Below are 23,826 nucleotides of genomic sequence, written 5' to 3' on the forward strand. Positions count from 1 at the left end.
GCGGGTTTCGCCCTTTCCTCAACCGGACCCCGGATTGCGTTTTCTTCACACCGCCGACTGGCATCTCGGCCGGCTCTTCCATGCGCGCAGCCTGCTGGAAGACCAGGCCCATATCCTCAACCAGTTTGTCGAACTGGTCCGCACCGAGCGCCCCAATGCCGTGCTGATCGCCGGCGACGTCTACGACCGCGCCGTGCCGCCGCCCGAGGCGGTGGCCTTGCTCGATGACGTGCTGGGCCGCATCGTCATCGACGCCGGCGTGCCGGTGGTGATGATCGCGGGCAACCATGACAGCGCGCAGCGGCTGGAGTTCGGTGCACGGCTGATGCGCGCGCAAGGTTTGCACGTGGCCGGCCGCACGCTGGCGCAGGCCAGTTGCGTGAGCTTGCACGACGCGCATGGCGAAGTGCGCATTTACGCGCTGCCGTATGCCGAGCCCGCCGTGGTGCGCGATGCGATGGGCGCCGAGCTGCTGTCGCATGAGGCCGCACTGCGCGCGCAGCTCGACGCCATCCGCGCGGTGCATCCGCCGGGCGTGCGCGCCGTGGTAGTGGGCCACGCCTTCGTCGTGGGCGGCGCGGCGAGCGAATCGGAACGCCCGCTGTCGGTCGGCGGCAGCGGCGCGGTGGCCGCGGACCTGTTTGCCGGCTTCGACCTGGTCGCGCTGGGCCATCTGCACCGGCCGCAGACGCTGGGCGGCGGGCGCATCCACTATGCGGGCTCGCTGCTGAAGTATTCGCTGTCAGAGTGCGCGCACGACAAGTCGGTGTCGCGCATCGAACTGGGTGCGGACGGGGCCGTCACCATCACGCCGGTGGCGCTGCAGGCGCTGCGCGACGTGCGGGTGGTGGAAGGCGAACTGGCACAGGTGCTGGCCGCGGGCGCCGATGATCCGCAATGCGATGACTACATCCACGCGCGGCTCACCGATACCGGCGCGCTGCTGGACCCGATGGCCCGGCTGCGCCAGGTCTATCCCAACGCGCTGGCGATCGAGCGCACGGTGCTGGCGCGCACCGGCACGGCTTCGGAGGCCGGGCGCAAGCTGCGGCAACTGGGAACCGGCGAGCTGTTTGCCAACTTCTTCCGCGAAGTGGCGGATGCCGAGCTGGACCCGGACCAGCGCGCGGTGCTGGACCAAGTGCTGACCGGTATCGCCGCCGCGGACAGGGAGTCGGCATGAGACCGCTGCATTTGACGCTCCAGGCCTTCGGTCCCTTTGCCGCGACCGAGCAGGTCGATTTCACGCGGCTGGGCGAACAGGCCTTCGTGCTGATCCACGGCCCCACCGGCGCGGGCAAGACCACGCTGCTCGATGCGATCTGCTTTGCGCTGTACGGCGATACCTCCGGCGGCGAGCGCAGTGCGCAGGCCATGCGCAGCGCCAACGCCGCGCCGGCGCTGCGCACCGAGGTGACGCTGGAGTTCGGCCTTGGCGCGCAGCGCTGGCGCGTGGTGCGCTCGCCCGTGCAGGAGCGGCCCAAACAGCGCGGCGAGGGCTGGGTGACCGAGCCGGCCAAGGCGCAGCTGGACCTGCACGACGGCAACGATTGGGTCAGCAAGGCCAGCCAGCCGGGCAAGGTCAGCGATGCCGTGCGCGACCTGCTGGGCTTCGACAGCGCCCAGTTCCGCCAGGTGATCGTGCTGCCGCAGGGCCGTTTCCGTGAATTGCTGACCGCCAGCTCGCAGGCGCGGCAGGCCATTCTGGAGCGGCTGTTCCGCACCGAGCTGTACCGCCGCGTGGAAGAGCTGCTGAAGGCCGAGGCCGCCGGCATCCGCCGCGATGCCGAGCGCATCGCCATCCAGCGCGACGAAGCGTTGCGGCAAGCTGGCGTGGCGTCGGCGCAGGCGCTTGCGGAGGGGATCGAGGCGCTGCAGGCCGAGTTGCTGGCGCTGCAAGGGCAGGAACAAGGCGCGCGCACGGCGCTGGCCACAGCCCAGACGGCGCTGGGCGCCGCAGAGCAGGTGGCGGCGCGCTTGCAGGAACGCCAGCAGGCGCAGGCCGCGCATGCGGCGCTGCTGGCGCGGCAGCCAGCCATGGACAGCGAGCGCGCCCGCCTGGACGGGGCGCAACGCGCCGCACGGGTCAGTCCGGCCTTGCAGGCATGGCAAGCCGCGCAGCGTGACCAGGCAGGCAGCGCGGCTGCCCTGGCGCAGGCGAGCGAACAGGCGGAGCGTGCCACGCAACGGGCCGCGCAAGCGGCGGCGGCCTTGCAGGCGCAAGCGGAACGCACTGACGCACGCCAGCAAGCACAGCGGCGCATTTCCCAACTGGAAGCCATGCTGCCACGCGCGCAACAGCTGGGCGCATTGCTGGGCGCGTTGCAGGCGGCCGGGGCAAAGCAGGCCGCCGCAGCCGCCGCGCGCGAACGTGCCGCCGCACAGCTTGCCACGCGGCAAGCCGATGCCGTGGCCGCGGAGTCGGCGCTGGCGCAGGCACAGCTTGCCGCCGCGCAGGCGCAGGCGACGGCGCTACAGCTGGCCGCGCTGCAGGAGCGCGCGCGGCATTTTGAACGGTATCGGCAAGCGGCGCACGCGCTGGAAGCCGCGAACGCGCAGGCTGCCAGCTGCGCAGCAGCCGAACAGCAGGCGCTGCGCCGGCGCGACCGCTGTCGCACCGAGCTGGCCGATGCAGAATCCGTTTGGCGCGCCGGGCAGGCCGCGCGCCTGGCCGCAAGCCTTGCCGCGGGCGATGCCTGCCCCGTATGCGGCAGCACTGCGCATCCGGTGCCGGCGCAACACGTGGCGGAACCGCTGTCAGACCAGGCACTGGAGGCAGCGCGTCGCGCTGCGCTGGAAGCCGAGTCCCATGCCGTGCGCTGCGCTGGCCAGCAGCAGGCCGCGCAGGCAGCCATCACGCAGGCGCGTGAGCGGCTCGACGAGCTGGCCGAGGTATTGGCCGATGTCGGCGAGGAGGCCGCGCGCAACCTGAGCGCGGAGATCAATTCGCTGGAAGCGGCACTGGCCGAAGGCCGGCAGGCGGCGGCAAGTGTCGCGCAACGCGAAGCGGCGATTGCCGCTTGCCGCACGGCGCTCGCCACTGCGCAAACCGCCCACCGCGATGCCGCCGCCGCAGCCGATGCCGCCGCGCAGGCGCTGGCCCACTGCCGTGGCGAATGGCAGGCCAACAGCGCGCAGGTCCCCGAGGATTCACGCGACCCTGTGGCGCTGGGCGAAGCGCTGCGCCAGGCGCAAGCCACTCTCGCTGCCATGGAGCAAGCGCTGGCCGCCGCGCAGGCGGCCGAACGCCAGGCCGCGGCGGACGCAGCCGGGGCCCAGGCCGGACTGGTTTCGGCTCAGCACGCACAAGCGCAGGCGACTAAGGGCTTGACCGATGCCGAAGCCGCGTTCGAGAAGTCGCTAGCGCAACAAGGCTTTGCCGATGAGCCGGCCCAGGCCGCCGCCGAGCTTAGCGACGAAGCGATGCAGGCGCTCGACGCGACGCTGCGCGCTTTCGATACCCAACTGGCTACAGCCGTCGATCGGCGCGAGCGCGCCGAGGCCGCCGCGCAAGCGCTGGACGCACCGGACCTGGACGGCCTGCGCGCAGCGCGGGATGCATCGGCAGCCGCGGTGGAAGCCCTGGTCCGGCAACAGGCCGAGCGCGGCCGGTCGCGCGACACGCTGCTGCAATGCCGGCAGCGCCTGCATCAGCTGGACGCGCAGGGCCGCGACATCGAAGCCCGCTTCGCCGTGCTGGGCCGCCTGGCCGAAGTCGCCAACGGCAACAACCCGCGCCGCATGACCTTCCAGCGCTTCGTGCTGGCCACGCTGCTCGACGAGGTGCTGGAAGCCGCGTCGGCGCGCCTGCTGGCGATGAGCCGCGGCCGCTATGTGCTGCAGCGCGTGCGCGAGCAGGCGGACCAGCGCAGCGCGGGCGGACTGGATATCGAGGTGTTCGACCACGATACCGGGGCGCCACGCCCGGCCAATACGCTTTCAGGCGGCGAGGGCTTCCTCGCGTCGCTGTCGCTGGCGCTGGGGCTGGCCGATGTGGTGCAATCGCGCGCGGGCGGCATCCAGCTCGATACGCTGTTTGTTGACGAGGGCTTTGGCACGCTCGACCCCGAGAGCCTGGACTTCGCCATCCGCACGCTGCTGGACCTGCAGCAGGCCGGACGGCTGGTCGGGATCATTTCTCACGTCACGGAGTTGCGCGAGCGCATCGACGTGCGGCTGGAGGTGCGCCCCGGGGTTGGCGGCAGCCGGGTGCTTTTGACGGGGGTGGCGGCACCCGCGTAGTGTGGCGTGGTGTCTCTGTCAGCCGACGCATGCCTGTCGGCAGCGAATCGCCATCACCTGCGCCTCAAACGCACGGGCGGCTGCCCGGGCCAGGCGCGCACGGCGTGACAACGCGGGCGTGCGCGATTGCATGGCGGCGCCTGCCGCGGCAAGCGCGGGGGATTGCGGCCGATCCTTGTACGGGTCCAGTCCCCACGCCAGCTGCGTGACACGCAGGATGCGCGCAAGCGCCGCTGCATGGGGCGTGGATGAAAACGGGACGTGGGCGATGGCCATGACGTGCTCCTCTTTCTTGTTTGGTGCCAGGGCTGCCTGCTCAGCGGGGTGGTCCGGTGGCTGCTGTGGGGCATTGCCTTGTCTGATTCCACAATAGCCCGCGCGGCGCGCGGGCCATATCGAGTGCGAGCCGATTGTGATGTCGGCCCTGTCCTACAGACGGGTCGTGCCCGTCACCCATGGGCGCTTATCGCACAATCTGATTTGCCGTCCGCCGGGTCGGCTTGACCGTCGCCGATACGCAGGTGTAATCTGTTCATACTGCGAATTCAAGTTCGTATATCGAACATCTCGGTCGTCTCGATAGTTCCGATCCACGAACATCTGGTCCATAGTCACAGAAGCAGACCACACGCAGACTGCTGGACTCGTTCACAAGGGTGGCGCCCACGCTGCCCGCCGCGACGAACATCCTTCCGGCAGGATTACCGGAGACAGCCTTTCATGCGCCGCATCTTGCGGCCCGCTCCGGTAGCCTGGCGGATCTTCCGACCTGGAACGCAAGTGATCAACAAGCTATACGACACGGTGGAAGCGGCGGTCGCCGGCATCCACGACGGCGCCACCATCCTGATTGGCGGTTTCGGCATGGCAGGCATGCCCGCGGAACTGATCGACGCACTGATCGCGCAAGGCGCGCGCGACCTGACGATCGTCAACAACAACGCCGGCAACGGCGACACCGGGCTGGCCGCGCTGCTCAAGACCAAGCGCGTGCGCAAGATCATCTGCTCGTTCCCGCGCCAGTCGGATTCCTACGTGTTCGATTCGCTCTACCACGCGGGCGAGATCGAACTGGAACTGGTGCCGCAGGGCAACCTGGCCGAGCGCATCCGCGCCGCCGGCGCCGGCATCGGCGGCTTCTTCACCCGTACCGCGTACGGCACGCCGCTGGCCGAAGGCAAGGAAACGCGCATCATCGACGGCCAGGGTTATGTGTTCGAGACCCCGATCCACGCCGACTTTGCGCTGATCAAGGCCGACACCGCCGACCGCTGGGGCAACCTTACCTACCGCAAGACCGCGCGCAACTTCGGCCCGATCATGGCGATGGCCGCCAAATGCGCCATCGTGCAAGTGAGCCGCGTGGTGGCGCTGGGCGAGATGGACCCCGAACACATCGTGACGCCCGGTCTTTTCGTCAAGCGCGTCGTCAAGGTCGCCTGAGCGACAGGTAACAGGAGAATCCAGATGCAACGCCTGACCCGCGATCAGATGGCCGCCCGCGTGGCCAAAGACATTCCCGACGGTGCCGTGGTCAACCTCGGTATCGGCCTGCCGACCCTGGTTGGCAACCACCTGCCCGCAGACAGGGAAATCCTGCTGCACAGCGAGAACGGCCTGCTCGGCATGGGCCCCGCGCCCGCGCCCGGCGAGGAAGACGGCGACCTGATCAACGCCGGCAAGCAGCCCGTGACGATCAAGCCGGGCGCCTCGTACTTCCATCACGCCGATTCGTTCGCGATGATGCGCGGCGGCCACCTCGACTTCTGCGTGCTGGGTGCGTTCCAGGTCTCCGAGAAGGGTGACCTGGCCAACTGGCACACCGGCGCGCCCGGCGCCATCCCCGCCGTGGGCGGTGCGATGGACCTGGCCATCGGCGCCAAGCAGGTGTTCGTGATGATGGAGCACCAGACCAAGCAGGGCGAGAGCAAGATCGTGCCGCAGTGCACCTATCCGCTCACCGGCATCGGCTGTGTGACCCGCATCTACACTGACCTTGCGACCATCGACGTGACCGCCGATGGGCTGGTCGCACGCGACCTGGTCGAAGGCCTGAGCTTCGAAGAGCTGCAGCGCCTGACCGGGGTGCCGCTCAGGCAAGCCGCATAAGCCGGGCCAGCGCCCGCGACGACACACACCAAGACGAGAGAGACACACCATGACCGAAGCCTTTATCTGCGACGCCATCCGCACCCCCATCGGCCGTTACGGCGGCAGCCTGTCCGCGGTGCGCGCGGACGACCTCGGCGCGGTGCCGCTGAAGGCGCTGATGGCCCGCAATCCGAACCTGGACTGGAAGGCCATCGATGACGTGATCTACGGCAACGCCAACCAGGCCGGCGAAGACAACCGCAACGTGGCGCGCATGTCGGCGTTGCTGGCCGGCCTGCCGCAGGAAGTGCCGGGTGCCACCCTGAACCGCCTGTGCGGCTCCGGCATGGACGCCACCGGCACCGCCGCGCGCGCCCTCAAGGCCGGCGAAGCCACCCTGATGATCGCCGGCGGCGTGGAAAGCATGAGCCGCGCCCCGTTCGTGATGGGCAAGGCCACCAGCGCGTTCTCGCGCGATGCGCAGATCTTCGACACCACCATCGGCTGGCGCTTTATCAACCCGGCCATGCGCGCGGCCTACGGCGTGGACTCGATGCCCGAGACCGCCGAGAACGTCGCCACCGACTACAAGATCAGCCGTGAAGACCAGGACCTGATGGCGCTGCGCAGCCAGGAAAAGGCTTCGCGCGCGCAGGCCGACGGCACGCTGGCGCAGGAAATCACCCCGGTCACCATCGCCCAGAAGAAGGGCGACCCGATCGTGGTCGAGCGCGACGAGCACCCGCGCGCCACCAGCATGGAAGCGCTGGCCAAGCTGCGCGGCGTGGTCCGTCCTGACGGCACCGTGACCGCCGGCAACGCCTCGGGCGTGAACGACGGCGCCTGCGCGCTGCTGCTGGCCAGCGAAGCCGGCCTCAAGCAGCACGGCCTGACCCCGCGCGCCCGCATCGTCGGCATGGCCACCGCCGGCGTGGCGCCGCGCGTGATGGGCATCGGCCCGGCACCGGCGTCGCAGAAGCTGCTCAGGCAGCTGGGCATGACCATGGACCAGATCGACGTGATCGAGCTTAACGAAGCGTTCGCCGCGCAAGGCCTGGCCGTGCTGCGTGAACTGGGCGTGGCCGATGACGACAAGCGCGTCAACCCGAACGGCGGCGCGATTGCGCTGGGCCACCCGCTGGGCATGAGCGGCGCGCGCCTGGTCACCACCGCGATGTACCAGCTGCACCGCACCGGCGGCCGCTTCGCGCTGTGCACGATGTGCATCGGCGTGGGCCAGGGTATTGCGATGGTGATCGAGCGGGTTTAAGAGCGCGCTCGGGTGATTTCATGATCTCCCGCTTGTTTGCTCCCCTCCCGCGTGCGGGAGAGGGAGCCAGTCCGCAGTAGTCTTGAAAGTGAGTCAAAGATGTCCCTTCCCGTCGCCACGCTCGTGACCGGCGCCAGCTCCGGTATCGGCCGCGCCATCTGTGAAATGCTGCTGGCCGATGGCGTGACGCAGGTGGTCAATATCGACTACGCCGAACCGGCCTGGTCGCACCCGAATATGACTTTCTTCCAGGCCGACCTGACCGATGCCGAGGCGACCCGCGCCGTGGCCGCGCAGATGACCTCGCGCTTCGCCGTCACGCGCCTGGTGAACAACGCCGGCGCCACGCGCCCCGGCACCGCCGATACCGCGACCGTCGCCGACCTGGACTACGTGAGCGGCCTGCACCTGCAGGCCACGCTGCTGCTGACGCAGGCATGCCTGCCCGCGATGCGCGCCGCCGGTTTCGGCCGCATCGTCAACATGGCCTCGCGCGCCGCGCTGGGCAAGGCCGAGCGCGTGGTGTACTCGGCCACCAAGGCCGGCCTGATCGGCATGACCCGCACGCTGGCGATGGAGCTGGGCGGCGAAGGCGTCACCGTCAACGCCGTGGCCCCGGGCCCGATCGCCACCGAACTGTTCCGCAAGAGCAACCCGGAAGGCGCCGAACAGACCAAGCGCATCCTGGCCAGCATCACGGTCAAGCGCATGGGCACGCCGGAAGACGTGGCGCGCGCCGCGCTGTTCTTCCTGTCGCCGGACAACGGCTTCGTCACCGGCCAGGTGCTGTACGTGTGCGGCGGCACCACGCTGGGCGTTGCGCCGGTGTAAGCACCGCGCGCCGGCCCGCCAGCATTCAAGCATTCAAGAAGAAGAGGCGTTAATCAAGCGTCACGCATGGCGGCCCGTGGCCGGGCCGCCCACCGGATGCGCGCCAGTGCGCGCCATCCGTTCGGGAACGGCAATCAAGCCATTCAGCACAACCCCCCGCGGTACCCAATCACCGCCGGAACGATCCAGCACCGGAGCATTACCGATGAGACAAGATTCCCAGACCTCCACCACGCGCCGCCGCCTGCTTGCCGCTGGCGTGGCGCTGGCTACCACCATCGCCGGCTTTGCCGGTGCGGCCCATGCGCAGGGCGGCTACCCGACCAAGCCGATCACCCTGATCGTGCCGTTCTCGGCCGGTGGCACCACCGACATCCTGGCCCGTATCGTCGGCCTGCAACTGGGCAAGGCGCTCGGCCAGCCGGTGGTGGTCGACAACCGTCCGGGCGCGGGCGGCAATATCGGCGCCTCGCTGGCGGCCAAGGCCCCGGGCGACGGCTACACGCTGTTCATGGGCACCATCGGCACGCACGCGATCAACCAGTCGCTGTATTCCAGGCTGCCGTATGACCCGGTCAAGGACTTCGCGCCGATCTCCCGCGTGGCGATGGTGCCGAACCTGGTGGTGGTGAATCCCAAGGTGCCGGTCAGCAACATCAAGGAACTGATCGCCTACGTCAAGGCCAACCCGGACAAGCTGTCGTACGGTTCGTCGGGCAGCGGCTCGTCGATGCACCTGTCGGGCGAGCTGTTCAACTCGATGACCGGCCTGCATATCCAGCACGTCCCCTACAAGGGCAGCGCGCCTGCCGTGAACGACCTGCTGGGCAACCAGATCGGCCTGATGTTCGACAACATGCCGTCGTCGTATCCGCACGTGAAGGCCGGCAAGCTGCGCGCCATCGCCGTGACCTCGGCCAAGCGCTCGCCGGCGCTGCCGAACGTGCCGACCGTGGCCGAATCGGGCGTGCCCGGCTATGAAGCCACCTCGTGGTTCGCGCTGTACGCCACCGCCGGCACGCCGCAGCCCATCGTCGACCGCCTGAACGCCGAAGTGGTGAAGATCCTCGCCATGCCGGAAGTGAAGAAGCAGATGGCCGACCAGGGTGCGGAACCCAACCCGGAAAAGCCGGCCCAGCTGGCCGCGTTCATGAAGTCGGAAACGGCCAAGTGGGCGAAGGTGGTGAAGGCTTCGGGTGCTACCGTGGATTGATTCACGTCCTGGCTGCGCCATGGCACGAAAAGCCGGTCCCTGTCGGGGACCGGCTTTTTTGCTTATGCGTGGCCGCCGGCGTCGCCGCCGCTCAATCGCTGCCTAGCTGCAGTGTGTTCTTCTGCCGCTTCTCGATCGCGGACTTGAGCAGCGCCGCACTGCGATAGATGCCGTGCGCGAACTTGCCATAAGGCAGCGTCGCAAACAACGCCATCACCACGCCCAGGTGGACCGCCAGCAGCAGCGGCATCGCCGCAGTGCCGCGCCCCGCCAGCAACCCCAGCCCGGTGGCGCTGGTCAGCAGCAGCAGCGCGATAAAGCCGCGGTCCATCGGCCGCTGCCTGGCATCCCCATGCATCGGGTGCCGGCGCAGGTTCAGCCACAGCAAGCCGGCCGGGCCCACCAGCAGGCCCACGCCGCCGGCGGTGCCCAGCAGCACCGGCAGGCTTGTGACCGGGTAGGGCGCATGCCAGCCCAGCAGGTAGTGGTAGCCGGTCGCCACCGCCGTCGACGCAAAGCACAGCATGAAGCCGTAGAACGTGAAATGGTGGAAGCGCCGCCGTGCCAGCGTGAAGCGGTCGCTGGCCTCGTTGCAGCCGTCGCCGTGGCCGCCGTCGAGATAGGTAAGCGCCAGCACGTTCCCGGCCGCCTCGGCCACGGCGGGCGCCGATGCCGTACCGGCCGACACGTCGCGCCAGAAGCGGCGCACGCCCAGGCCAAGCGCCAGCACGGCAAAGCCGAACACCCCGCCGAACCATGCCGCCAGCGTGTTGTGCGGGAATACCGCGTAGAAATTGCCGCCCGCATGCGCCTGCCACAGCGCGCCGCCCGGCGTGACGGCCAGCGCCAGGAACAGCGCCAGTCCGAAGGCCAGCGCCACCGACACCGTGAGCCCGTTGCGCTGGTACAGCTTGCCCAGCGGCGCTGGCCAGGCGTACTCGCTGTACGTCTGCAGCCGCACCTTTGCCATCGCCTGCGGCACATTGACGCCGAAGTCGTGCGGCGGCGCGTACTGGCAGGCGTGGTAGCAGGCGCCGCAGTTGTGGCACAGGTTGGCCAGGTAGTGAACGTCGGCCTTGCCGAATTCCAGCCGGCGGGTCATGGCCGGGAACACCGCGCAGAAGCCTTCGCAGTAGCGGCAGGCATTGCAGATCTGCATCTGCCGGGCGACTTCGGCTTCGTTGTCGGTCAGCGGCAGCACGCGGATGACGCCGCTTTGCGGCGCCGCAGCGGCAGCGCCCTGCCCAGCCAGTTGCGCGGCCTCGCGTGCCAGGGCTTCAAGCTTCTGCATGGGCTGCTCCCGTGTCGATGCCTGCCGCCAGCGCAGCCTGCGTGCCCGCGATGCGCCCGAAGGCGGTGCCGATCGACATGCCGACACCGGCGGTGTATCCCTTGCCGAGCACGTTGCCGGCCATCATTTCTCCTGCCACGAACAGATTCCCGCTTGGCTTGCCGCCAAAGTGCACCTGGGCGCGGTCATTGACCTTGAGGCCCAGGTAGGTGAAGGTAATGCCCGGCCGCAGCGCGTAGCCGTAGAACGGCGCCTGGTCGAGCGGCCTGGCCCAATGCGTCTTGGCCGGTGCCAGGCCTTCGGTGTGGCAGTCGTCCAGCGCGGTGTGGTCGAAGTTGCCGGCGCGGCAGGCGGCGTTGTAGTCCTGCACGGTCTGCACGAAAGCGGCTTCCGGCAGCCCCAGCTTGCGCGCGAGCTCCGGCAGCGTGTCGGCCTTCTCGCCGGGAAACACCGGTGGCATGAAGCGGCCGATGGCCTGGCTGTCGATGATCGAATAGCCGATCTGCCCGGGCTGCTGCGCCACCAGCCGGCCCCAGATGGCGTAGCGCTTGGGCCAGAAGTCCTCGCCCTCGTCGTAGAAGCGCCCGGCGTCGCGATTGACCACGATGCCCAGCGACACGCAATCGATGCGCGTGCAGATGCCGCCGTCGTACAGCGGCGCGCGCGCGTCGATGGCGACGCAGTGCGATTGCGACGGGTCGCCGATGGCATCGGCGCCCGCGTCGATCATATAGCGCAGCAGCACGCCCTGGTTGAAGCGCGTGCCGCGGATCAGGAAGTTGTCGGCGGGCCATTCGCCGCGTTCGTTCTGGCCCCAGGCCTCGCGCAGCCATTCGCGGTTGGATTCGAAACCGCCCGCGGCCAGCACGCAGGTGCGCGCGGTGAAGCGCTGGCTGCCGCTGCGCGCGGCGACGAAGCGGTCGCCGTCCAGTTCGATGGCGTCCACCGGGGTGTCATAGCGGACCCGCACGCCCATCGCTTCGGCGCTGCGGTAATACGCATTGACCAGCGCCTTGCCGCCACCCATGAAGAAGGCATTGGTGCGGGCCACGTGCAACGCGCCCGACAGCGGCGGCTGGAAGCGCACGCCATGCCTGCGCATCCACGGCCGGCAGGTGGACGACGCGCGGATCACCAGCCGCGCCAGGTGTTCGTCGGTGATGCCGCCGGTGACCTTGAGCAGGTCCTGCCAGTACTCTTCTTCGGGATAGGCGTCGACCAGCACGTCTTGCGGCGCGTCGTGCATGCAGCGCAGGTTGCGCGTGTGCTGGGAGTTGCCGCCGCGCCACTCGCGCGGCGCGGATTCGAGCAGCTGCACCGAGGCCCCGGCTTCGCGCGCCATCAGCGCCGCGCACAGGGCCGCGTTGCCGCCGCCAATTACCAATACGTCGACCATCGGGATTGTCTCCTTGCTGGCGCCATCTTGGCGGGCAAGTCTGAGCGGCGCCATCAGGGGGGCGGCAAGGGGGCTTCAGCTTTCGTGAAGCCCGGCCCGGGCGGCGCCTGGTTCAGCGCGGGCGCAACGTGGCGCCGGGCCAGTGTCCTTCGCGCACCAGCGTGGTGGCGACGTCGGCCAGCACCACGCGCGCGGCCAGGCCGGCCGGCGACAGTTCATCGTCGCACAGGCTGACCAGCAGGTTGGGCCGCGTGGCGCCTGCGTCGCTGACCAGGATGCTGCGGTAGGGCGTGCCGTGGCTGCGCGCCAGCGCCGCGCCGGGCTGAATGGTGGCGCCCAGGCCGCCGCGCACGGCGTCCATCAGGATGGCCAGTCCGTCGATCTCCGCCACGACCTGGGGCTCGCGCCTGGCCTGGCGGAAGCACGCAGCAACCAGCGCGCGCAGCCCGTGCGAGCCGCTGGGCAGGATCAGCGGCAGCTTGCCCAGTGCCGCCACCGAGGTCTGCTCGCCGCGCGGCATGCCCGCCAGTCCCTCGGCGCCGATCACGAACAGGCGCTCATCGAGCAGCGGCAGCACGCTCCAGCGCTGTGCGGGCTCTTCGCTGAACAGCACCGCCAGGTCGATCTGGCGTGCGCTCAGCATGCTGCCGAGGTAGCCGGACAGGCTCTCCACCATGCGCAGCCGCACGTCGGGGTAGCGCTCGCGCATGGCCTGCATGAAGGGCAGTGCCAGCACTGCCGCGGTGCTGGGCGGCAGGCCCACGCTGACATGGCCAGACAGGCGCGCCTGCCGCGCGGCCAGCGCGGCGTCGTCGATATGGCGCAGCGCCAGCTGGGCCTGGCGCCAGAAGGCCAGCCCGGCGTCGGTGGCGACCACGCCGGTGGAAGTGCGCTGCAGCAGCCGCGTCGACAGCTCGCTCTCCAGCCGGCTGATCTGCTGGCTCAGCGCGGACGTGACCACGCCCAGCTCCAGCGCCGCCTTGCCCATGCTGCCGTGCTCGATCACGCTGATGAAGTAGCGCAGTTGCCTCAGTTCCATGCCGCGTCCCCGCTGCTGCAATTTGCCCGCATGGTAGCGGAAAACCTGCCACGGTTCACGAATCCTGAAGACCCGTTAACGCCCGCCCGATGGCGCGCTTGCCAGCCCCTGCGTAGAGTCGCGCCGGTCAGAAACGGGCGGCCCGCACCGCCATCCGATCACTACATGACTTCCCGCAAAGGAGACTGCATGACAACCGTTTCGCGCATGCGCCGCGCCGTGGTGGCCTGCCTTGCCGGCAGCGCCGTGCTGGGCGCGCCCGCCGCGTTCGCCGCGGACAACTGGCCGACCAAACCGATCACGCTGGTCGTGCCGTTCGCCAGCGGCGGCACCACCGACAACCTCGCCCGCACGATCGGCCAGAAGCTGGGCGAGGCGCTGCAGCAGCCGGTGGTGGTGGACAACCGCCCCGGCGCCGGCGGCACCCTCGGCGCGGCCAACGTGGCGCGCGCGCCGGCCGACGGCTACACCTTCCTGCTGGCCACCGTCGCCCACACCATGGCGCCGGCCATCTACAAGAGCCTGCCCTACGCGTTCACGCGCGACCTCGATCCGGTGGGCCTGGTGGCGCTGACGCCCAACGTGCTGGTGGTCAATCCTGCAATCCCGGTGAAGTCCGTACCCGACCTGATCGCCTATATCAAGGCGCATCCCGGCAAGATCAACTACGGCTCGGCCGGCATCGGCAGCACCGAGCACTTGTCCGGCGAACTGTTCCGCGCGCTGACGGGCACCGATATCGCACACGTGCCCTACAAGGGCGGCGCGCCGATGATGACCGACCTGATCGCAGGCCAGATCCAGATGGCGATCGAGACCAGCCCGTCGGCCTTGCAACACGTGCGCAGCGGCAAGGTCAGGGCGCTGGCGGTCACCACCGCAAAGCGTTCCGGCGCCTACCCCGGCGTGCCGACGCTGGCGGAGAGCGGCGTCAAGGGCTACGACGTCACCACGTGGTTCGCGCTGATGGCGCCGCGCGGCACGCCCGCGGCGATCGAACAGCGCGTATCGGCGGAACTGGCCAGGCTGTTGCAGGCGCCGGAGGTGCGCAAGCGGTTCGACGAGCAGGGCGTGACCGCGGGCGACCTGACGCCGACGCAGCTTGCCGCCTTTATCCGCGCCGAGACCGACAAGTGGGGCAAGGTGGCGCGGGATTCGGGGGCGAAGGCGGAATAGCGGCCACGCGCACCGGAAGCGGCGCTGGCTGCACCGGGAGACCGTGCGCAGCGCCCGCGGCGGCCGGCCAGCCGCCAGAACCCGGATCTGAACACCCCTTGCCGGCCAGGGTCCAATGGATGTGGCCAGCCTGGACCCGGGAGCAATGCCATGCATGACCTGACCTTCGTTCACGCCGACGCGGCCCATGTCGAATGGCAGGTCGCGCTGGCCGACTGCCAGCGCCAGCTGGACACGCAGGACTTCCTGCGCCAGGCGCGGCTGGACCACCCGCCTCCGCTCACGCTCGGCTGGTGCTACCTGAGCGACTACTATGCGCTGGCCGCCGAGGCCATCCTTGCCGCGTTGCAGCAGAACTGGCCCGGCGTGTCCTGGATCGGCGCGGTCGGCGTGGGGGTGTCGGCCAGCGGCGTGGAGTACATCGACCAGCCCGGCATGGTGCTGATGGCGGCGCCGTTTCCGCGCGAGTCCTTCCAGCTGTTCTCGGGGCGCCAGCCTTTGCCGCCACGGTCTTCCGCGTTTATTCCCCATACCGCGCTGGTGCATGCCGAGAGCAGCACACCGGATCTGCAGGAGCTGCTGCGCGAACTGAGCGCGCGCACGGCCACCGGCTACCTGTTCGGCGGCTTGTCCTCCGCGCGCAACCGTACCTTGCACATCGCGGATGGCGTCTTCTCCGGCGGGTTGTCGGGCGTCTTGTTCGGGCCCGAGGTGGAGCTGGTTTCGCGCGTCACGCAGGGCTGCCAGCCGATCGGGCCGGCGCGCGCCGTGACACGCAGCGATCACAACCTGCTGTTCGAACTGGATGGCAAGCCGGCCCTGGATTGCATCCTGCATGACCTGGGCGTCGAACGCGACGCCCCGGTGGAGACCATGGCGGAGGCACTCTCCGGAACGCTGGCGGGCCTGAATTCAGCCGCCGACGATGCCCCGGTCCTGCCCGGACGATTTGGCGCCGATACGCTGGTGCGCCACCTGATCGGCCTGGACGTGCAGCACCGCGTGCTGGCGCTGGCCGACATGGTCGCGCCCGGCATGCGGCTGGCGTTCTGCGAGCGCAATGCCGCCGCGGCGCGTGCGGACCTGGTGCGCGTCGCCACCGAAATCCGCTCGGAGATCGATCACGGGGCCCGTGGCAGCGCGCGTGGCGCGCTCTATATCAGCTGCGCGGGCAGGGGCGGGCCGCATTTCGGCGCCCCGCATGCCGAGCTCCAGACCGTGCGCCAGGCGCTGGGCGACCTGCCGCTCGCCGGCTTCTTTGCCGGCGGCGAGATCGCAAGGGATCACCTCTATGGCTATACGGGGGTGCTGACGGTGTTTACCGGCCACTGACCTGGCATGCAGGCGTCAGCGGACGACGGCATCGATGCTGCGCACCTGGCGCGCAAACCAGGTGCGCAGCAGGCCGTTGGACAGCACCATCGGCAGCGAATACGCAAGGATCCGGTAGACCTGGCCGCGCGGCACCCTGGACGCCTGGGCGCAGTCCAGCCAGTTGTCGTTGCGCACCAGCAGCAGCAGGGTCTCCATGCCGATCAGGATGGGCCACAGGCAAGCCAGCCGCAGCCGGATGAAGCGAGGGGGGATGGCCAGCGTATAGGCCATCGCCTCGTGAAAGTGGTCCAGTGTCTTGCGCACAAGTTCGCGCATCAGGGCGCGCGCGCGCAGCGAGGCGTCGGGCAGCAGCAGGTCCTGCGGGCTCAAGCCGTGCTGGTGCAGCATCGTGGCCGGCAGATAGCAGCGGCCGATGCGCAGGTCCTTGCCGCAGTCGCGCAGGACATTGGTCATCTGCAAGGCCTTGCCGAAGCGAACCCCGCGACGCAGCATGGCATCGGGCTCGCCGATCGCGCCGGGCATGTGGGCGGCAGTCATGCTGGTCCAGAATTCACCCACGCATCCGGCGACCAGATACGTGTAGCGGTCAAGCGCTTCCGGTTCGCGCAGCGCGACAATGCGGCCGGCGCGCTCGTCGGGGAAGGTGCGCAGGTCGAATTCCATGCCTTCGGTCAGGGTCGACACGATCTGCCGTACCGCTTGCCGGTCATCCGCGTCCAGTTGCGCCAGCACCGCCAGCGCGGGGCCCAGTGACTCGAGCAGGATGCGCTCATCCGACTGTTCCTGCTGGTCCGCCACCTCTGTGGCGATGCTGTCGGCCAGCGCCGCGTCTGCGGTCGCACCGTTGACCTGGTCGCGCAACGCCAGCAGCAGCGCCAGCCGCCGTTGCGGCGGGATCAGCGAGGTATCGGCAATCGTGTCCGCGGCACGCGCCAGCAGGTACGCCAGGCCGACCGGATCGCGCATCCGGGCGGGCAGCACGCGCAGCGTGAGGTAGAACGAACGCGAGACGCCTTTGAGCAGCGGACCTAGGAGGAACGCCCGGCTGGGTTCGCGCATGGGTGGTGTCCTGTTCCCTGAGAGGTTGGCGAAAGTGACATGGCCCGGCCGGCCGTCCGGCCGGGCCCGGGCATTGTACCTTCGACACCAGGGGCAGATGGCAGGCCGTGTTCAGGACGAGTCTTTGCCGAGATAACGCTCAAACCACTGCGCCGCCAGGCGAGCGACCGATTCCAGTGCGCCAGGCTCCTCGAACAAATGGGAGGCGCCGGGCACGATCACCAGTTTCTTGGTGCATGTCAGCTGGGCATAGGCCGACTCATTGCGTTCCAGGACGCTCAGATCCAGCCCGCCGATGATCAGCATGGTGGGCGCAGACAGTTTCGCCAGGGCGTCGGGGCCCGCCAGGTCGACCCGGCCCCCGCGCGAAACAACGGCGTGTACCGGGATGGGCGACTGGCACGCGGCACGGATCGACGCGGCGCCGCCAACGCTGGCGCCGAAGTAGCCGAACCGCTGTGGCACGGCTTGCTGCCGCGCCACCCAGCTTGTCGCCTGCGCCAGCCGTGTCGCCAGGAGCTCAACGTCGAAGCGGATGGCCTGCACCTGGTCTTCCTCCGGCAGGAGCAGGTCCATCAGCAGCGTTGCCATGCCGCAGCGATTGAGCTCCGCGGCCACATGGCGATTGCGCGGGCTAAGCCGGGAACTGCCCGTGCCGTGCGCAAACAATACCAATGCGACTGCGCCGGGCGGCAACGTGAGTATGCCTTGCAGCTCCACGCCGCCGGCGGGGATCACAACCTCGATGGCTTCTGAATTGCTCCGCATGGCGCAGTCCTCCGACAGGTGGTGCGTTGACGTGCCTCGCGTTGCAATCGCGCCCATCCAAGTCCACTATAGGGCGGGCGTGGCGGCGAGGCCAGTCGCCGTGTGCAGGGATCCTGACGTGCGCAATCGACAACCATCCCGATGGATCAGGAGGGACCCATGAAGACCCTGTTTCTCGTCCGGCATGCCAAGTCAAGTCGCGATGATCCGTCCCTGCCCGACCGCGAGCGCCCCCTGGATGACCGTGGCCGGCACGATGCGCCGGAAATGGGCAGGCGCCTGGCCGGCCGCAAGGTGAAGCCCGACCAGATCGTGTCGAGTCCGGCCGTGCGCGCACTGACCACGGCGCAGCTGATCGCCGACGAGCTCGGCTATGAACGCCAGGACATCGTGATCGATGACCGGCTGTACGCCAGCAGTGCCGAAGCGCTGCTGGCCGTCATTCGTGCGCTCGACAAGAAGCTTGGCAGCGTGATGCTGTTCGGTCACAACCCCGAATTCACCGACCTCGCGCATCGCTTGTCGGGCGAGATCACCGACATGCCCACCTGCGCCGTCGCCACATTCCGCTTCGACACGAAGGCGTGGAAGGAGGTCGGGGAAATCACCCCGGCGAAAGCCTCGCTGGACTCGCCGAAGAAGTAGGCCAATGCCCGCCGCTGCTGCGGCAACCAAAAGGCCAGGACTCAGGGGTCATGGCAGTGATAGCCCCGGCTTGACCATCCGGTGCGAAGCGATAAGAATTTGTGATCGCAGGCCCAGGCCCGCCCTCACGTCATTCCCTTTCGCCCCTACCCATGATCCCACCCGTCAGCACCCTCCACGGCCGCCTGAAAATGCAGCACCTGCGCTTGCTGCTGGCGGTGGAGGAGCGCGGTTCGCTGCGCCAGGCCGCGGAAGCACTGACGCTGACGCAGCCCGCGGTCAGCAAGATGCTGCAGGACATGGAAGAGCTGCTCGGCGTGCCGCTGTTCGAGCGCCACGCGCGCGGGCTGCGGGCCACGCGCTTCGGGCTGGCGGCGACGCGCTATGCGCGGCTGGTGTTTGCCGACATGGGCGGGCTGCGCGACGAGCTGGTGGCGCTCGAGTCCGGCAAGATCGGCCGCGTGCGGGTCGGCGCGGTGATGGCCCCAACCCCGGGGCTGCTTGCCGACGTGATCCGCCAGCTCAATCGCGATCATCCGCGGCTGGAGGTGGCGGTGCAGGTGGAGACCAGCGACGTGCTGATGCCGCAGCTTGAGCGCGACCAGCTCGATATCGTGCTGGGGCGCGTGCCGGACGGCTGGGACAGCAGCGGGCTGGAGTTCGAGCAGCTGGGCGACGAGGGCCTGGCCATCGTGGTGGGGCCGCAGCACCCGCTGGCGCGGCGGCGCAAGCTGTCGTTCGAGGAACTGACGCGCTACCCGTGGATCATGCAGCCGCGCCCCAGCCCGATGCGCGCGCTGATCGATCGTTCCTTCGAGGATGCGGGCGTGCCGGCGCCGCCGTCGACCATCGAGACCGCGGCGGTGCTGATGACCACGTCGTTGCTGGGCGACAGCGAGCTGATTGCGGTGCTGCCGGAGTCGGTCGCCGCCTACTACGGCCGGCTTGGCGCGCTGGCGGTGTTGCCGCTGCCCCTGCCGCGCAAGCTGGGGCCCTATGGCATTGTCACGCGGCGGGGCCGCCCGCCGACGGCATCGATGAGCTTGCTGGTCGATGCCTTGCGGGCGTTGTCGAAGTAGGCCTCAGGCGCTCGTGTCCTGCCGCTTGCCGTCGATGCGCCATGCGTGGCGCTGCGGGCTGTCCGGGCGCAGGAAGCGCGCGAAGGCGAGGCTGCCGACCGGGGTGCCGCGGCCATCCGAGGTTGCCGGCCAGGGCCCGCCATGCACCATCGCATGCCCGACCTCCACGCCCGTGCCGAAGCCATTGACCAGGATGTGTCCCGCTAGGCGCTCCAGTGCCTTGTCCTTTCGATCAGATCAGCGGGCCCAGCGCAGCACCAGCGGATCCAGCCGGCGCGCAATCTTCAACAAGCCTTCGCGGGTGGCCGGGTGCATCGGCTGCAGCGGGTGGCGCACCGCGTCAGAGGCGATCACGCCGCCTCCCTGCATCAGCACCTTGCTGGTGGCCAGCCAGCCTTGCCGGTTTTCGTAGTTGATCAGCGGCAGCCATTGCTGGTAGCGCTGCGCGGCCAGTTCGGCGTCGCCGGCCTGCCAGGCGTCGAGGATCTGGCGGATGCCGTCGGGGAAGCCCGCGCCGGTCATGGCGCCGGTGGCGCCTGCCTCCAGGTCGGCCATCAGCGTGATGGCCTCTTCGCCGTCCCAGGGACCGACGATGGCGTCGCCGCCCAGTTCGATCAGTTCGCGCAGCTTGGCCGCAGCCTGCGGCACTTCGATCTTGAAGTACGACACATTGCCGATCTCGCGCGCCATGCGCGCGAGGAACGGCGCGCTCAGCGTGGTGCCGCTGACCGGCGCGTCCTGGATCATGATGGGGATGTCGATGGCATCCGAGACCGTGGCGAAGAATTCGTAGATGCTGCGCTCGGGCACGCGGATGGTGGCGCCGTGGTAGGGCGGCATCACCATCACCATGGCCGCGCCCGCATCCTGCGCCGCGCGGCTGCGCTCGGCGCACAGGCGCGAGCTGAAATGCGTGGTGGTGACGATCACCGGCACGCGGCCGTCCACATGCTCCAGCACGGTCTTCATCAGCACGTTGCGCTCGTCGTCGCTCAGCACGAACTGCTCGGAGAAGTTGGCCAGGATGCAGATGCCGTGCGAACCGGCATCGATCATGAAGTCGATGCAACGGCGCTGGCCGTCGAGGTCGAGGCCGCCTTGGGTGTCGAAGATGGTGGGCGCTACCGGGAATACGCCGCGGTAGACGGTGGGGGATGGGGTGCGGGTCATGGTCTGCTCCGGCTGCTTGTGCATGGACCGGGCCAATATACGAGCCGTCTTGCGGGCTGTATATTGAAACCTTTCCATCTGGTGATCGCTTTCGCGACTCACTGCTCCCGGCCATGAAATCCACCCTCGACACCCTGACGGGCCGGCTGCGCATGAAGCAGCTGCAGCTGCTGATCGCGCTGGACGAACACCCCTCGCTGCACCAGGCCGCCGCCGCCATGTCGATGACCCAGTCGGCGGCCAGCAAGTCGCTGCAGGAACTGGAGGGCATGCTGGAAGCGCCGTTGTTCGAGCGCTCCAGGCGCGGCATGCGCCCCAATGCCTTTGGCCATTGCGTGATCCGGCATGCACGGCAGCTGGTGGCCGACCTGGGCGCCATGTGCGAGGAGGTGGCGGGCATCCGCGCCGGCAGCGGCGGGCGGGTGGCCATCGGCGTGATCATGGGCGCGGTGCCGGAGCTACTGGTGCCGGCGCTGGCGCAGCTGCGCCAGGCGCAGCCGGAACTGGCGCTGGAGATCATCGAGGACACCAGCCTGCGCCTGCTGGGGCTGCTCGATGACGGCCACCTCGACCTGGTGATCGGCCGCTCGCTGGTCAGCGATGAACCGGCCCGGTATCACTACCACCCGCTGGGCGACGAGCAGGTCGCCGTCGTGGTGGGCCATTCGCACCCTGCGCCGCGCGCGCGTGCGATGGGGTTTGCCGACCTGGCGGGCTATCGCTGGATCACCTATGCCGGCCATATGCCGATGCACGCGCTGCTGCAGCGCGAGCTGGACCTGGCCGGCATGAGCTTCCCGGCCAATGCGGTCTCGACCTCGTCAGCCTTGGTCACGGTGGCCATGCTGCAGGGCGACCCGGGGCTGGTGTCGCTGCTGCCGGCCGGCGTGGCGGCGACGTTCGTGCGCCAGAAGATGCTGCGCATCCTGCCGGTGTCGCTGCGGTCGCGGCAGCAGACCTTCGGCATCGTGACGCGGCGCGGTGGCGCCTTGTCCGCGGCGGCGCGGCAGCTGGTCGCGATCCTGAAGGCCTTGCCGCGCGCCGCGGAGCAGGTGGCGTATAACTCCAGGTGATCGCCAGTTCAAAAAACGTCAGTAGTGGCGAATCGCTGATGCTCCTATAGTCTGGCCATCCTCGCCGCAGAGCCGGACCGCAAAACGACGGAGACCACAATGAAGACATGGATCGCCTGCGCACTCGCCGGCCTGGCCACGGTGGCGGCAACCGGCACCGCATGGGCTCAGGACACGCGGCCGCTGCGGCTGATGGTGGGCGCGGCGCCCGGCGGCGGCACCGACGTGATGGCGCGCATCGTCTCCGACAAGCTCGCCGCGCAACTGAAGCAGCCCGTGGTGGTGGACAACCGCCCCGGTGCTTCCAACACCATTGCGGCGGACATCACCGCCAAGGCGGCGCCGGATGGCAATACGCTGCTGATGGGCGTGGTCACCTCGCAGGCGATCGCGCCGCACCTGCTCAAGCTGCAGTTCGATCCGCTCAAGGACCTGGTGCCGGTGGCGCTGGTGTCGTCGGTGCCCAATGTGCTGGTGGTCAACAACCAGGTGCAGGCGCGCGACGTCAAGGCGCTGGTGGCGCAGATCCAGGCCAGCCCGGACAAGTTCCGCTACAGCTCGTCCGGGGTCGGCAGCACCCAGCACCTGGCCGGCGCGGCCTTTGCGCGCCAGATCCAGGGCAAGCTGCTGCACGTGCCCTACAAGAGCAGCAGCGGCGCGCTGGTGGACCTGATGGGCGGGCAGGTGGACATGAGCTTCGAGACCATGCCGTCGGTCATCAGCCATATCAAGGCCGGCAAGCTGCGCGCGCTGGCGGTGACCGCGGACCAGCGCTCGGCGCTGCTGCCCAGCGTGCCCACGCTGGCTGAAGCGGGCGTGCCCGGCATCCAGATGAGTGCGTGGTACGGTGTCTATGCGCCGGCCGGCACGCCGCCGGCGACGCTGCAGAAGCTGGGCGCCGCGCTGGCCACGGTGATCAGGGACCCTGACACGGTGCGCCGGCTGGGTGATGTCGGCGCGGTGCCCGGCACGCTGACCGCGGCGCAGTTCGATGCCTTCTCGCGTGCCGAGTATGCGCGCTATGGCAAGCTGATCGCTGAACTGGGCGTCAGGCTCGACCAATAATTTCCCGGAAGTCTCATGCATTCCCGTCCAAGAATCGCCATGGTGCTGGGCGACCCCGCCGGCATCGGCCCAGAACTGGTCGCCAGGCTGCTGGCTGATCCCGCAACCGCCGCGCAGGCCGACATCCTGCTGATCGCCGACCGCGACGAATGGCGCCACGGCATGCAGGTCGCAGGCGTCGAGCTGGCGCTGGCCGAGACCGATGCGCCCGCCTTTGCCGATGACGGCAAGCCGCGCCTGTACCACTGGCAGCTGCCGGAGCGCCCGGCCTATGCGCGCGGCCAGGCCAGCGCCGAGGGCGGGCGCTACAGCCTGGGCACGCTGGCGCTGGCGCTGGAACTGGCGCAGGCGGGCCAGGCCGACGCCATCCTGTTCGGGCCGCTGAACAAGAGCTCGCTGCACGCCGCCGGCATGACACACAGCGATGAGCTGCACTGGTTTGCCGAGCGGCTTGGCTATCACGGCAACTTCTGCGAGTTCAACGTGCTGGACGGGTTATGGACCTCGCGCGTGACCTCGCACGTGGCGCTCAAGGACGTGCCGGCGATGATCACGCACGAACGCGTGGGCGGCGCCATCGACCTGATCGAACAGGCCCTGCGCCGTGCCGGCATGGCGCGCCCGCGCATCGCGGTGTGCGGCCTGAACCCGCACAACGGCGACAACGGGGCCTTTGGCCGCGAAGAGATCGATGTGATCGCCCCGGCGGTGGCCGCGGCGCGCGAGCGCGGCGTGGCGGCCGACGGCCCGTTCCCTGCCGACACCATCTTCCTGAAAGTGCAGGGCGGGCCGTCGCAGCGGCAGTTCGATGCCATCGTCACCATGTATCACGACCAGGGCCAGATCGGCATCAAGCTGATGGGCTTCTCGCGCGGCGTGACGGTGCAGGGCGGGCTGCCGGTGCCGATCGCCACGCCCGCGCACGGCACCGCGTTCGACATCACGCAGCAGGGCCGCGCCGATGCGGGCGCCACGCAGCAGGCGTTCCAGATTGCCTGCCGCATGGGTGCGCAACGGCGCGCCGCGGCTTAGCCACCAACTTCACCACATCCATACCAGCAAGACCGCCCCCGGCGCGGCCGG

Annotated in this window: 21 protein-coding genes and 1 pseudogene; 14 read left to right on the plus strand and 8 right to left on the minus strand. The window is 69.2% G+C overall.

The features are described from left to right. Positions 1-34 precede the first annotated feature (34 nt). On the plus strand, positions 35-1,183 hold the full coding sequence (locus ACREYQ_RS18495; RefSeq protein WP_432261655.1) for an exonuclease SbcCD subunit D: 1,149 nt from the start codon (positions 35-37) through the stop codon (positions 1,181-1,183). Further along, positions 1,180-4,242, plus strand: coding sequence for an AAA family ATPase (locus ACREYQ_RS18500; protein ID WP_432261656.1), 3,063 nt, complete (start codon positions 1,180-1,182; stop codon positions 4,240-4,242). The genes ACREYQ_RS18495 and ACREYQ_RS18500 overlap by 4 nt, the downstream gene beginning before the upstream one ends. A gap of 18 nt (positions 4,243-4,260) precedes the next feature. On the opposite strand, the gene ACREYQ_RS18505 is transcribed toward ACREYQ_RS18500, so the two are convergent. Next, positions 4,261-4,518, minus strand: coding sequence for a hypothetical protein (locus ACREYQ_RS18505; RefSeq protein WP_432261657.1), 258 nt, complete (start codon positions 4,516-4,518; stop codon positions 4,261-4,263). Positions 4,519-5,022: 504 nt separating this feature from the next. Between ACREYQ_RS18505 and ACREYQ_RS18510 the strand changes: the two genes are divergently transcribed. The 5 genes from ACREYQ_RS18510 to ACREYQ_RS18530 all read left to right on the plus strand — a co-directional run bounded on the left by ACREYQ_RS18510 (position 5,023) and on the right by ACREYQ_RS18530 (position 9,647). Then, positions 5,023-5,685: a 3-oxoacid CoA-transferase subunit A gene (locus ACREYQ_RS18510; protein WP_432261658.1), complete on the plus strand. Its 663-nt coding sequence runs from the start codon at positions 5,023-5,025 to the stop codon at positions 5,683-5,685. 24 nt (positions 5,686-5,709) lie between these two features. Further along, on the plus strand, positions 5,710-6,351 hold the full coding sequence (locus ACREYQ_RS18515) for a CoA transferase subunit B (RefSeq protein WP_432261659.1): 642 nt from the start codon (positions 5,710-5,712) through the stop codon (positions 6,349-6,351). A gap of 49 nt (positions 6,352-6,400) precedes the next feature. Continuing rightward, positions 6,401-7,603, plus strand: coding sequence for a 3-oxoadipyl-CoA thiolase (gene pcaF, locus ACREYQ_RS18520; RefSeq protein ID WP_432261660.1), 1,203 nt, complete (start codon positions 6,401-6,403; stop codon positions 7,601-7,603). 99 nt (positions 7,604-7,702) lie between these two features. Then, a complete protein-coding gene (locus ACREYQ_RS18525) occupies positions 7,703-8,434 on the plus strand; it encodes an SDR family NAD(P)-dependent oxidoreductase (RefSeq protein ID WP_432261661.1) in 732 nt (243 codons plus the stop codon). A 205-nt stretch (positions 8,435-8,639) separates the two neighbouring features. After that, a complete protein-coding gene (locus ACREYQ_RS18530; protein WP_432261662.1) occupies positions 8,640-9,647 on the plus strand; it encodes a Bug family tripartite tricarboxylate transporter substrate binding protein in 1,008 nt (335 codons plus the stop codon). 91 nt (positions 9,648-9,738) lie between these two features. On the opposite strand, the gene tcuB is transcribed toward ACREYQ_RS18530, so the two are convergent. The 3 genes from tcuB to ACREYQ_RS18545 form a co-directional block, all read right to left on the minus strand. Further along, the gene (gene tcuB / locus ACREYQ_RS18535; RefSeq protein ID WP_432261663.1) at positions 9,739-10,938 is read right to left on the minus strand and encodes a tricarballylate utilization 4Fe-4S protein TcuB; all 1,200 of its coding nucleotides are present in this window, start codon (positions 10,936-10,938) and stop codon (positions 9,739-9,741) included. Continuing rightward, positions 10,925-12,334, minus strand: coding sequence for an FAD-dependent tricarballylate dehydrogenase TcuA (gene tcuA, locus ACREYQ_RS18540; protein WP_432261664.1), 1,410 nt, complete (start codon positions 12,332-12,334; stop codon positions 10,925-10,927). The genes tcuB and tcuA overlap by 14 nt, the downstream gene beginning before the upstream one ends. Positions 12,335-12,446: 112 nt before the next feature. Continuing rightward, positions 12,447-13,373, minus strand: a complete 927-nt coding sequence (locus ACREYQ_RS18545; protein ID WP_432261665.1) for a LysR family transcriptional regulator — start codon at positions 13,371-13,373, stop codon at positions 12,447-12,449. 189 nt (positions 13,374-13,562) lie between these two features. Between ACREYQ_RS18545 and ACREYQ_RS18550 the strand changes: the two genes are divergently transcribed. Together ACREYQ_RS18550 and ACREYQ_RS18555 are read left to right on the plus strand one after the other, a co-directional pair. Next, positions 13,563-14,549, plus strand: coding sequence for a Bug family tripartite tricarboxylate transporter substrate binding protein (locus tag ACREYQ_RS18550; protein WP_432261666.1), 987 nt, complete (start codon positions 13,563-13,565; stop codon positions 14,547-14,549). A 150-nt stretch (positions 14,550-14,699) separates the two neighbouring features. Further along, positions 14,700-15,881 carry an FIST signal transduction protein gene (locus tag ACREYQ_RS18555; protein ID WP_432261667.1) on the plus strand — a complete coding sequence of 394 codons (1,182 nt, stop codon included), beginning with the start codon at positions 14,700-14,702 and terminating at the stop codon, positions 15,879-15,881. A gap of 15 nt (positions 15,882-15,896) precedes the next feature. Here ACREYQ_RS18555 and ACREYQ_RS18560 read toward each other — a convergent pair whose 3' ends face one another. Together ACREYQ_RS18560 and ACREYQ_RS18565 are read right to left on the minus strand one after the other, a co-directional pair. Further along, complete coding sequence (locus ACREYQ_RS18560) at positions 15,897-16,943, minus strand: phytoene/squalene synthase family protein (RefSeq protein WP_432261668.1); 1,047 nt, start codon at positions 16,941-16,943, stop codon at positions 15,897-15,899. A gap of 111 nt (positions 16,944-17,054) precedes the next feature. After that, positions 17,055-17,711 (minus strand): dienelactone hydrolase family protein, encoded by a 657-nt coding sequence (locus ACREYQ_RS18565; RefSeq protein ID WP_432262587.1) that lies wholly within the window; start codon positions 17,709-17,711, stop codon positions 17,055-17,057. Between the two features lie 159 nt (positions 17,712-17,870). Between ACREYQ_RS18565 and ACREYQ_RS18570 the strand changes: the two genes are divergently transcribed. After that, positions 17,871-18,356: a SixA phosphatase family protein gene (locus tag ACREYQ_RS18570; RefSeq protein WP_432261669.1), complete on the plus strand. Its 486-nt coding sequence runs from the start codon at positions 17,871-17,873 to the stop codon at positions 18,354-18,356. Positions 18,357-18,508: 152 nt separating this feature from the next. Further along, positions 18,509-19,435 (plus strand): LysR family transcriptional regulator, encoded by a 927-nt coding sequence (locus ACREYQ_RS18575; protein WP_432261670.1) that lies wholly within the window; start codon positions 18,509-18,511, stop codon positions 19,433-19,435. 3 nt (positions 19,436-19,438) lie between these two features. Here the strand turns inward: ACREYQ_RS18575 and ACREYQ_RS18580 are convergent. Both ACREYQ_RS18580 and ACREYQ_RS18585 read right to left on the minus strand, forming a co-directional pair. Beyond that, a pseudogene (locus tag ACREYQ_RS18580) lies at positions 19,439-19,654 on the minus strand (aldehyde dehydrogenase (NADP(+))); the annotation flags it as partial. An 18-nt stretch (positions 19,655-19,672) separates the two neighbouring features. Beyond that, the gene (locus ACREYQ_RS18585) at positions 19,673-20,605 is read right to left on the minus strand and encodes a dihydrodipicolinate synthase family protein (protein ID WP_432261671.1); all 933 of its coding nucleotides are present in this window, start codon (positions 20,603-20,605) and stop codon (positions 19,673-19,675) included. A gap of 113 nt (positions 20,606-20,718) precedes the next feature. On the opposite strand from ACREYQ_RS18585, the gene ACREYQ_RS18590 reads away from it, so the two are divergent. The 3 genes from ACREYQ_RS18590 (at position 20,719) to ACREYQ_RS18600 (ending at position 23,775) form a co-directional block, all read left to right on the plus strand. Further along, the gene (locus ACREYQ_RS18590; RefSeq protein WP_432261672.1) at positions 20,719-21,678 is read left to right on the plus strand and encodes a LysR family transcriptional regulator; all 960 of its coding nucleotides are present in this window, start codon (positions 20,719-20,721) and stop codon (positions 21,676-21,678) included. A gap of 99 nt (positions 21,679-21,777) precedes the next feature. After that, positions 21,778-22,743 (plus strand): Bug family tripartite tricarboxylate transporter substrate binding protein, encoded by a 966-nt coding sequence (locus ACREYQ_RS18595; RefSeq protein WP_432261673.1) that lies wholly within the window; start codon positions 21,778-21,780, stop codon positions 22,741-22,743. Positions 22,744-22,758: 15 nt separating this feature from the next. Further along, a complete protein-coding gene (locus ACREYQ_RS18600; protein WP_432261674.1) occupies positions 22,759-23,775 on the plus strand; it encodes a 4-hydroxythreonine-4-phosphate dehydrogenase PdxA in 1,017 nt (338 codons plus the stop codon). The last annotated feature ends 51 nt before the right edge of the window (positions 23,776-23,826 follow it).

The organism is Cupriavidus sp. TMH.W2, assembly GCF_050847365.1.
Lineage (GTDB): Bacteria > Pseudomonadota > Gammaproteobacteria > Burkholderiales > Burkholderiaceae > Cupriavidus.

Coding starts and splice junctions, on each gene's coding strand:
- ACREYQ_RS18585 (WP_432261671.1), bottom strand. CDS start 20,605: ATGACCCGCACCCCATCCCCCACCGTCTACCGCGGCGTATTCCCGGTA.
- tcuA (WP_432261664.1), bottom strand. CDS start 12,334: ATGGTCGACGTATTGGTAATTGGCGGCGGCAACGCGGCCCTGTGCGCG.
- ACREYQ_RS18550 (WP_432261666.1), top strand. CDS start 13,563: ATGACAACCGTTTCGCGCATGCGCCGCGCCGTGGTGGCCTGCCTTGCC.
- tcuB (WP_432261663.1), bottom strand. CDS start 10,938: ATGCAGAAGCTTGAAGCCCTGGCACGCGAGGCCGCGCAACTGGCTGGG.
- ACREYQ_RS18600 (WP_432261674.1), top strand. CDS start 22,759: ATGCATTCCCGTCCAAGAATCGCCATGGTGCTGGGCGACCCCGCCGGC.
- ACREYQ_RS18555 (WP_432261667.1), top strand. CDS start 14,700: ATGCATGACCTGACCTTCGTTCACGCCGACGCGGCCCATGTCGAATGG.
- pcaF (WP_432261660.1), top strand. CDS start 6,401: ATGACCGAAGCCTTTATCTGCGACGCCATCCGCACCCCCATCGGCCGT.
- ACREYQ_RS18590 (WP_432261672.1), top strand. CDS start 20,719: ATGAAATCCACCCTCGACACCCTGACGGGCCGGCTGCGCATGAAGCAG.
- ACREYQ_RS18545 (WP_432261665.1), bottom strand. CDS start 13,373: ATGGAACTGAGGCAACTGCGCTACTTCATCAGCGTGATCGAGCACGGC.
- ACREYQ_RS18500 (WP_432261656.1), top strand. CDS start 1,180: ATGAGACCGCTGCATTTGACGCTCCAGGCCTTCGGTCCCTTTGCCGCG.
- ACREYQ_RS18530 (WP_432261662.1), top strand. CDS start 8,640: ATGAGACAAGATTCCCAGACCTCCACCACGCGCCGCCGCCTGCTTGCC.
- ACREYQ_RS18565 (WP_432262587.1), bottom strand. CDS start 17,711: ATGCGGAGCAATTCAGAAGCCATCGAGGTTGTGATCCCCGCCGGCGGC.
- ACREYQ_RS18505 (WP_432261657.1), bottom strand. CDS start 4,518: ATGGCCATCGCCCACGTCCCGTTTTCATCCACGCCCCATGCAGCGGCG.
- ACREYQ_RS18595 (WP_432261673.1), top strand. CDS start 21,778: ATGAAGACATGGATCGCCTGCGCACTCGCCGGCCTGGCCACGGTGGCG.
- ACREYQ_RS18560 (WP_432261668.1), bottom strand. CDS start 16,943: ATGCGCGAACCCAGCCGGGCGTTCCTCCTAGGTCCGCTGCTCAAAGGC.
- ACREYQ_RS18570 (WP_432261669.1), top strand. CDS start 17,871: ATGAAGACCCTGTTTCTCGTCCGGCATGCCAAGTCAAGTCGCGATGAT.
- ACREYQ_RS18515 (WP_432261659.1), top strand. CDS start 5,710: ATGCAACGCCTGACCCGCGATCAGATGGCCGCCCGCGTGGCCAAAGAC.
- ACREYQ_RS18525 (WP_432261661.1), top strand. CDS start 7,703: ATGTCCCTTCCCGTCGCCACGCTCGTGACCGGCGCCAGCTCCGGTATC.
- ACREYQ_RS18575 (WP_432261670.1), top strand. CDS start 18,509: ATGATCCCACCCGTCAGCACCCTCCACGGCCGCCTGAAAATGCAGCAC.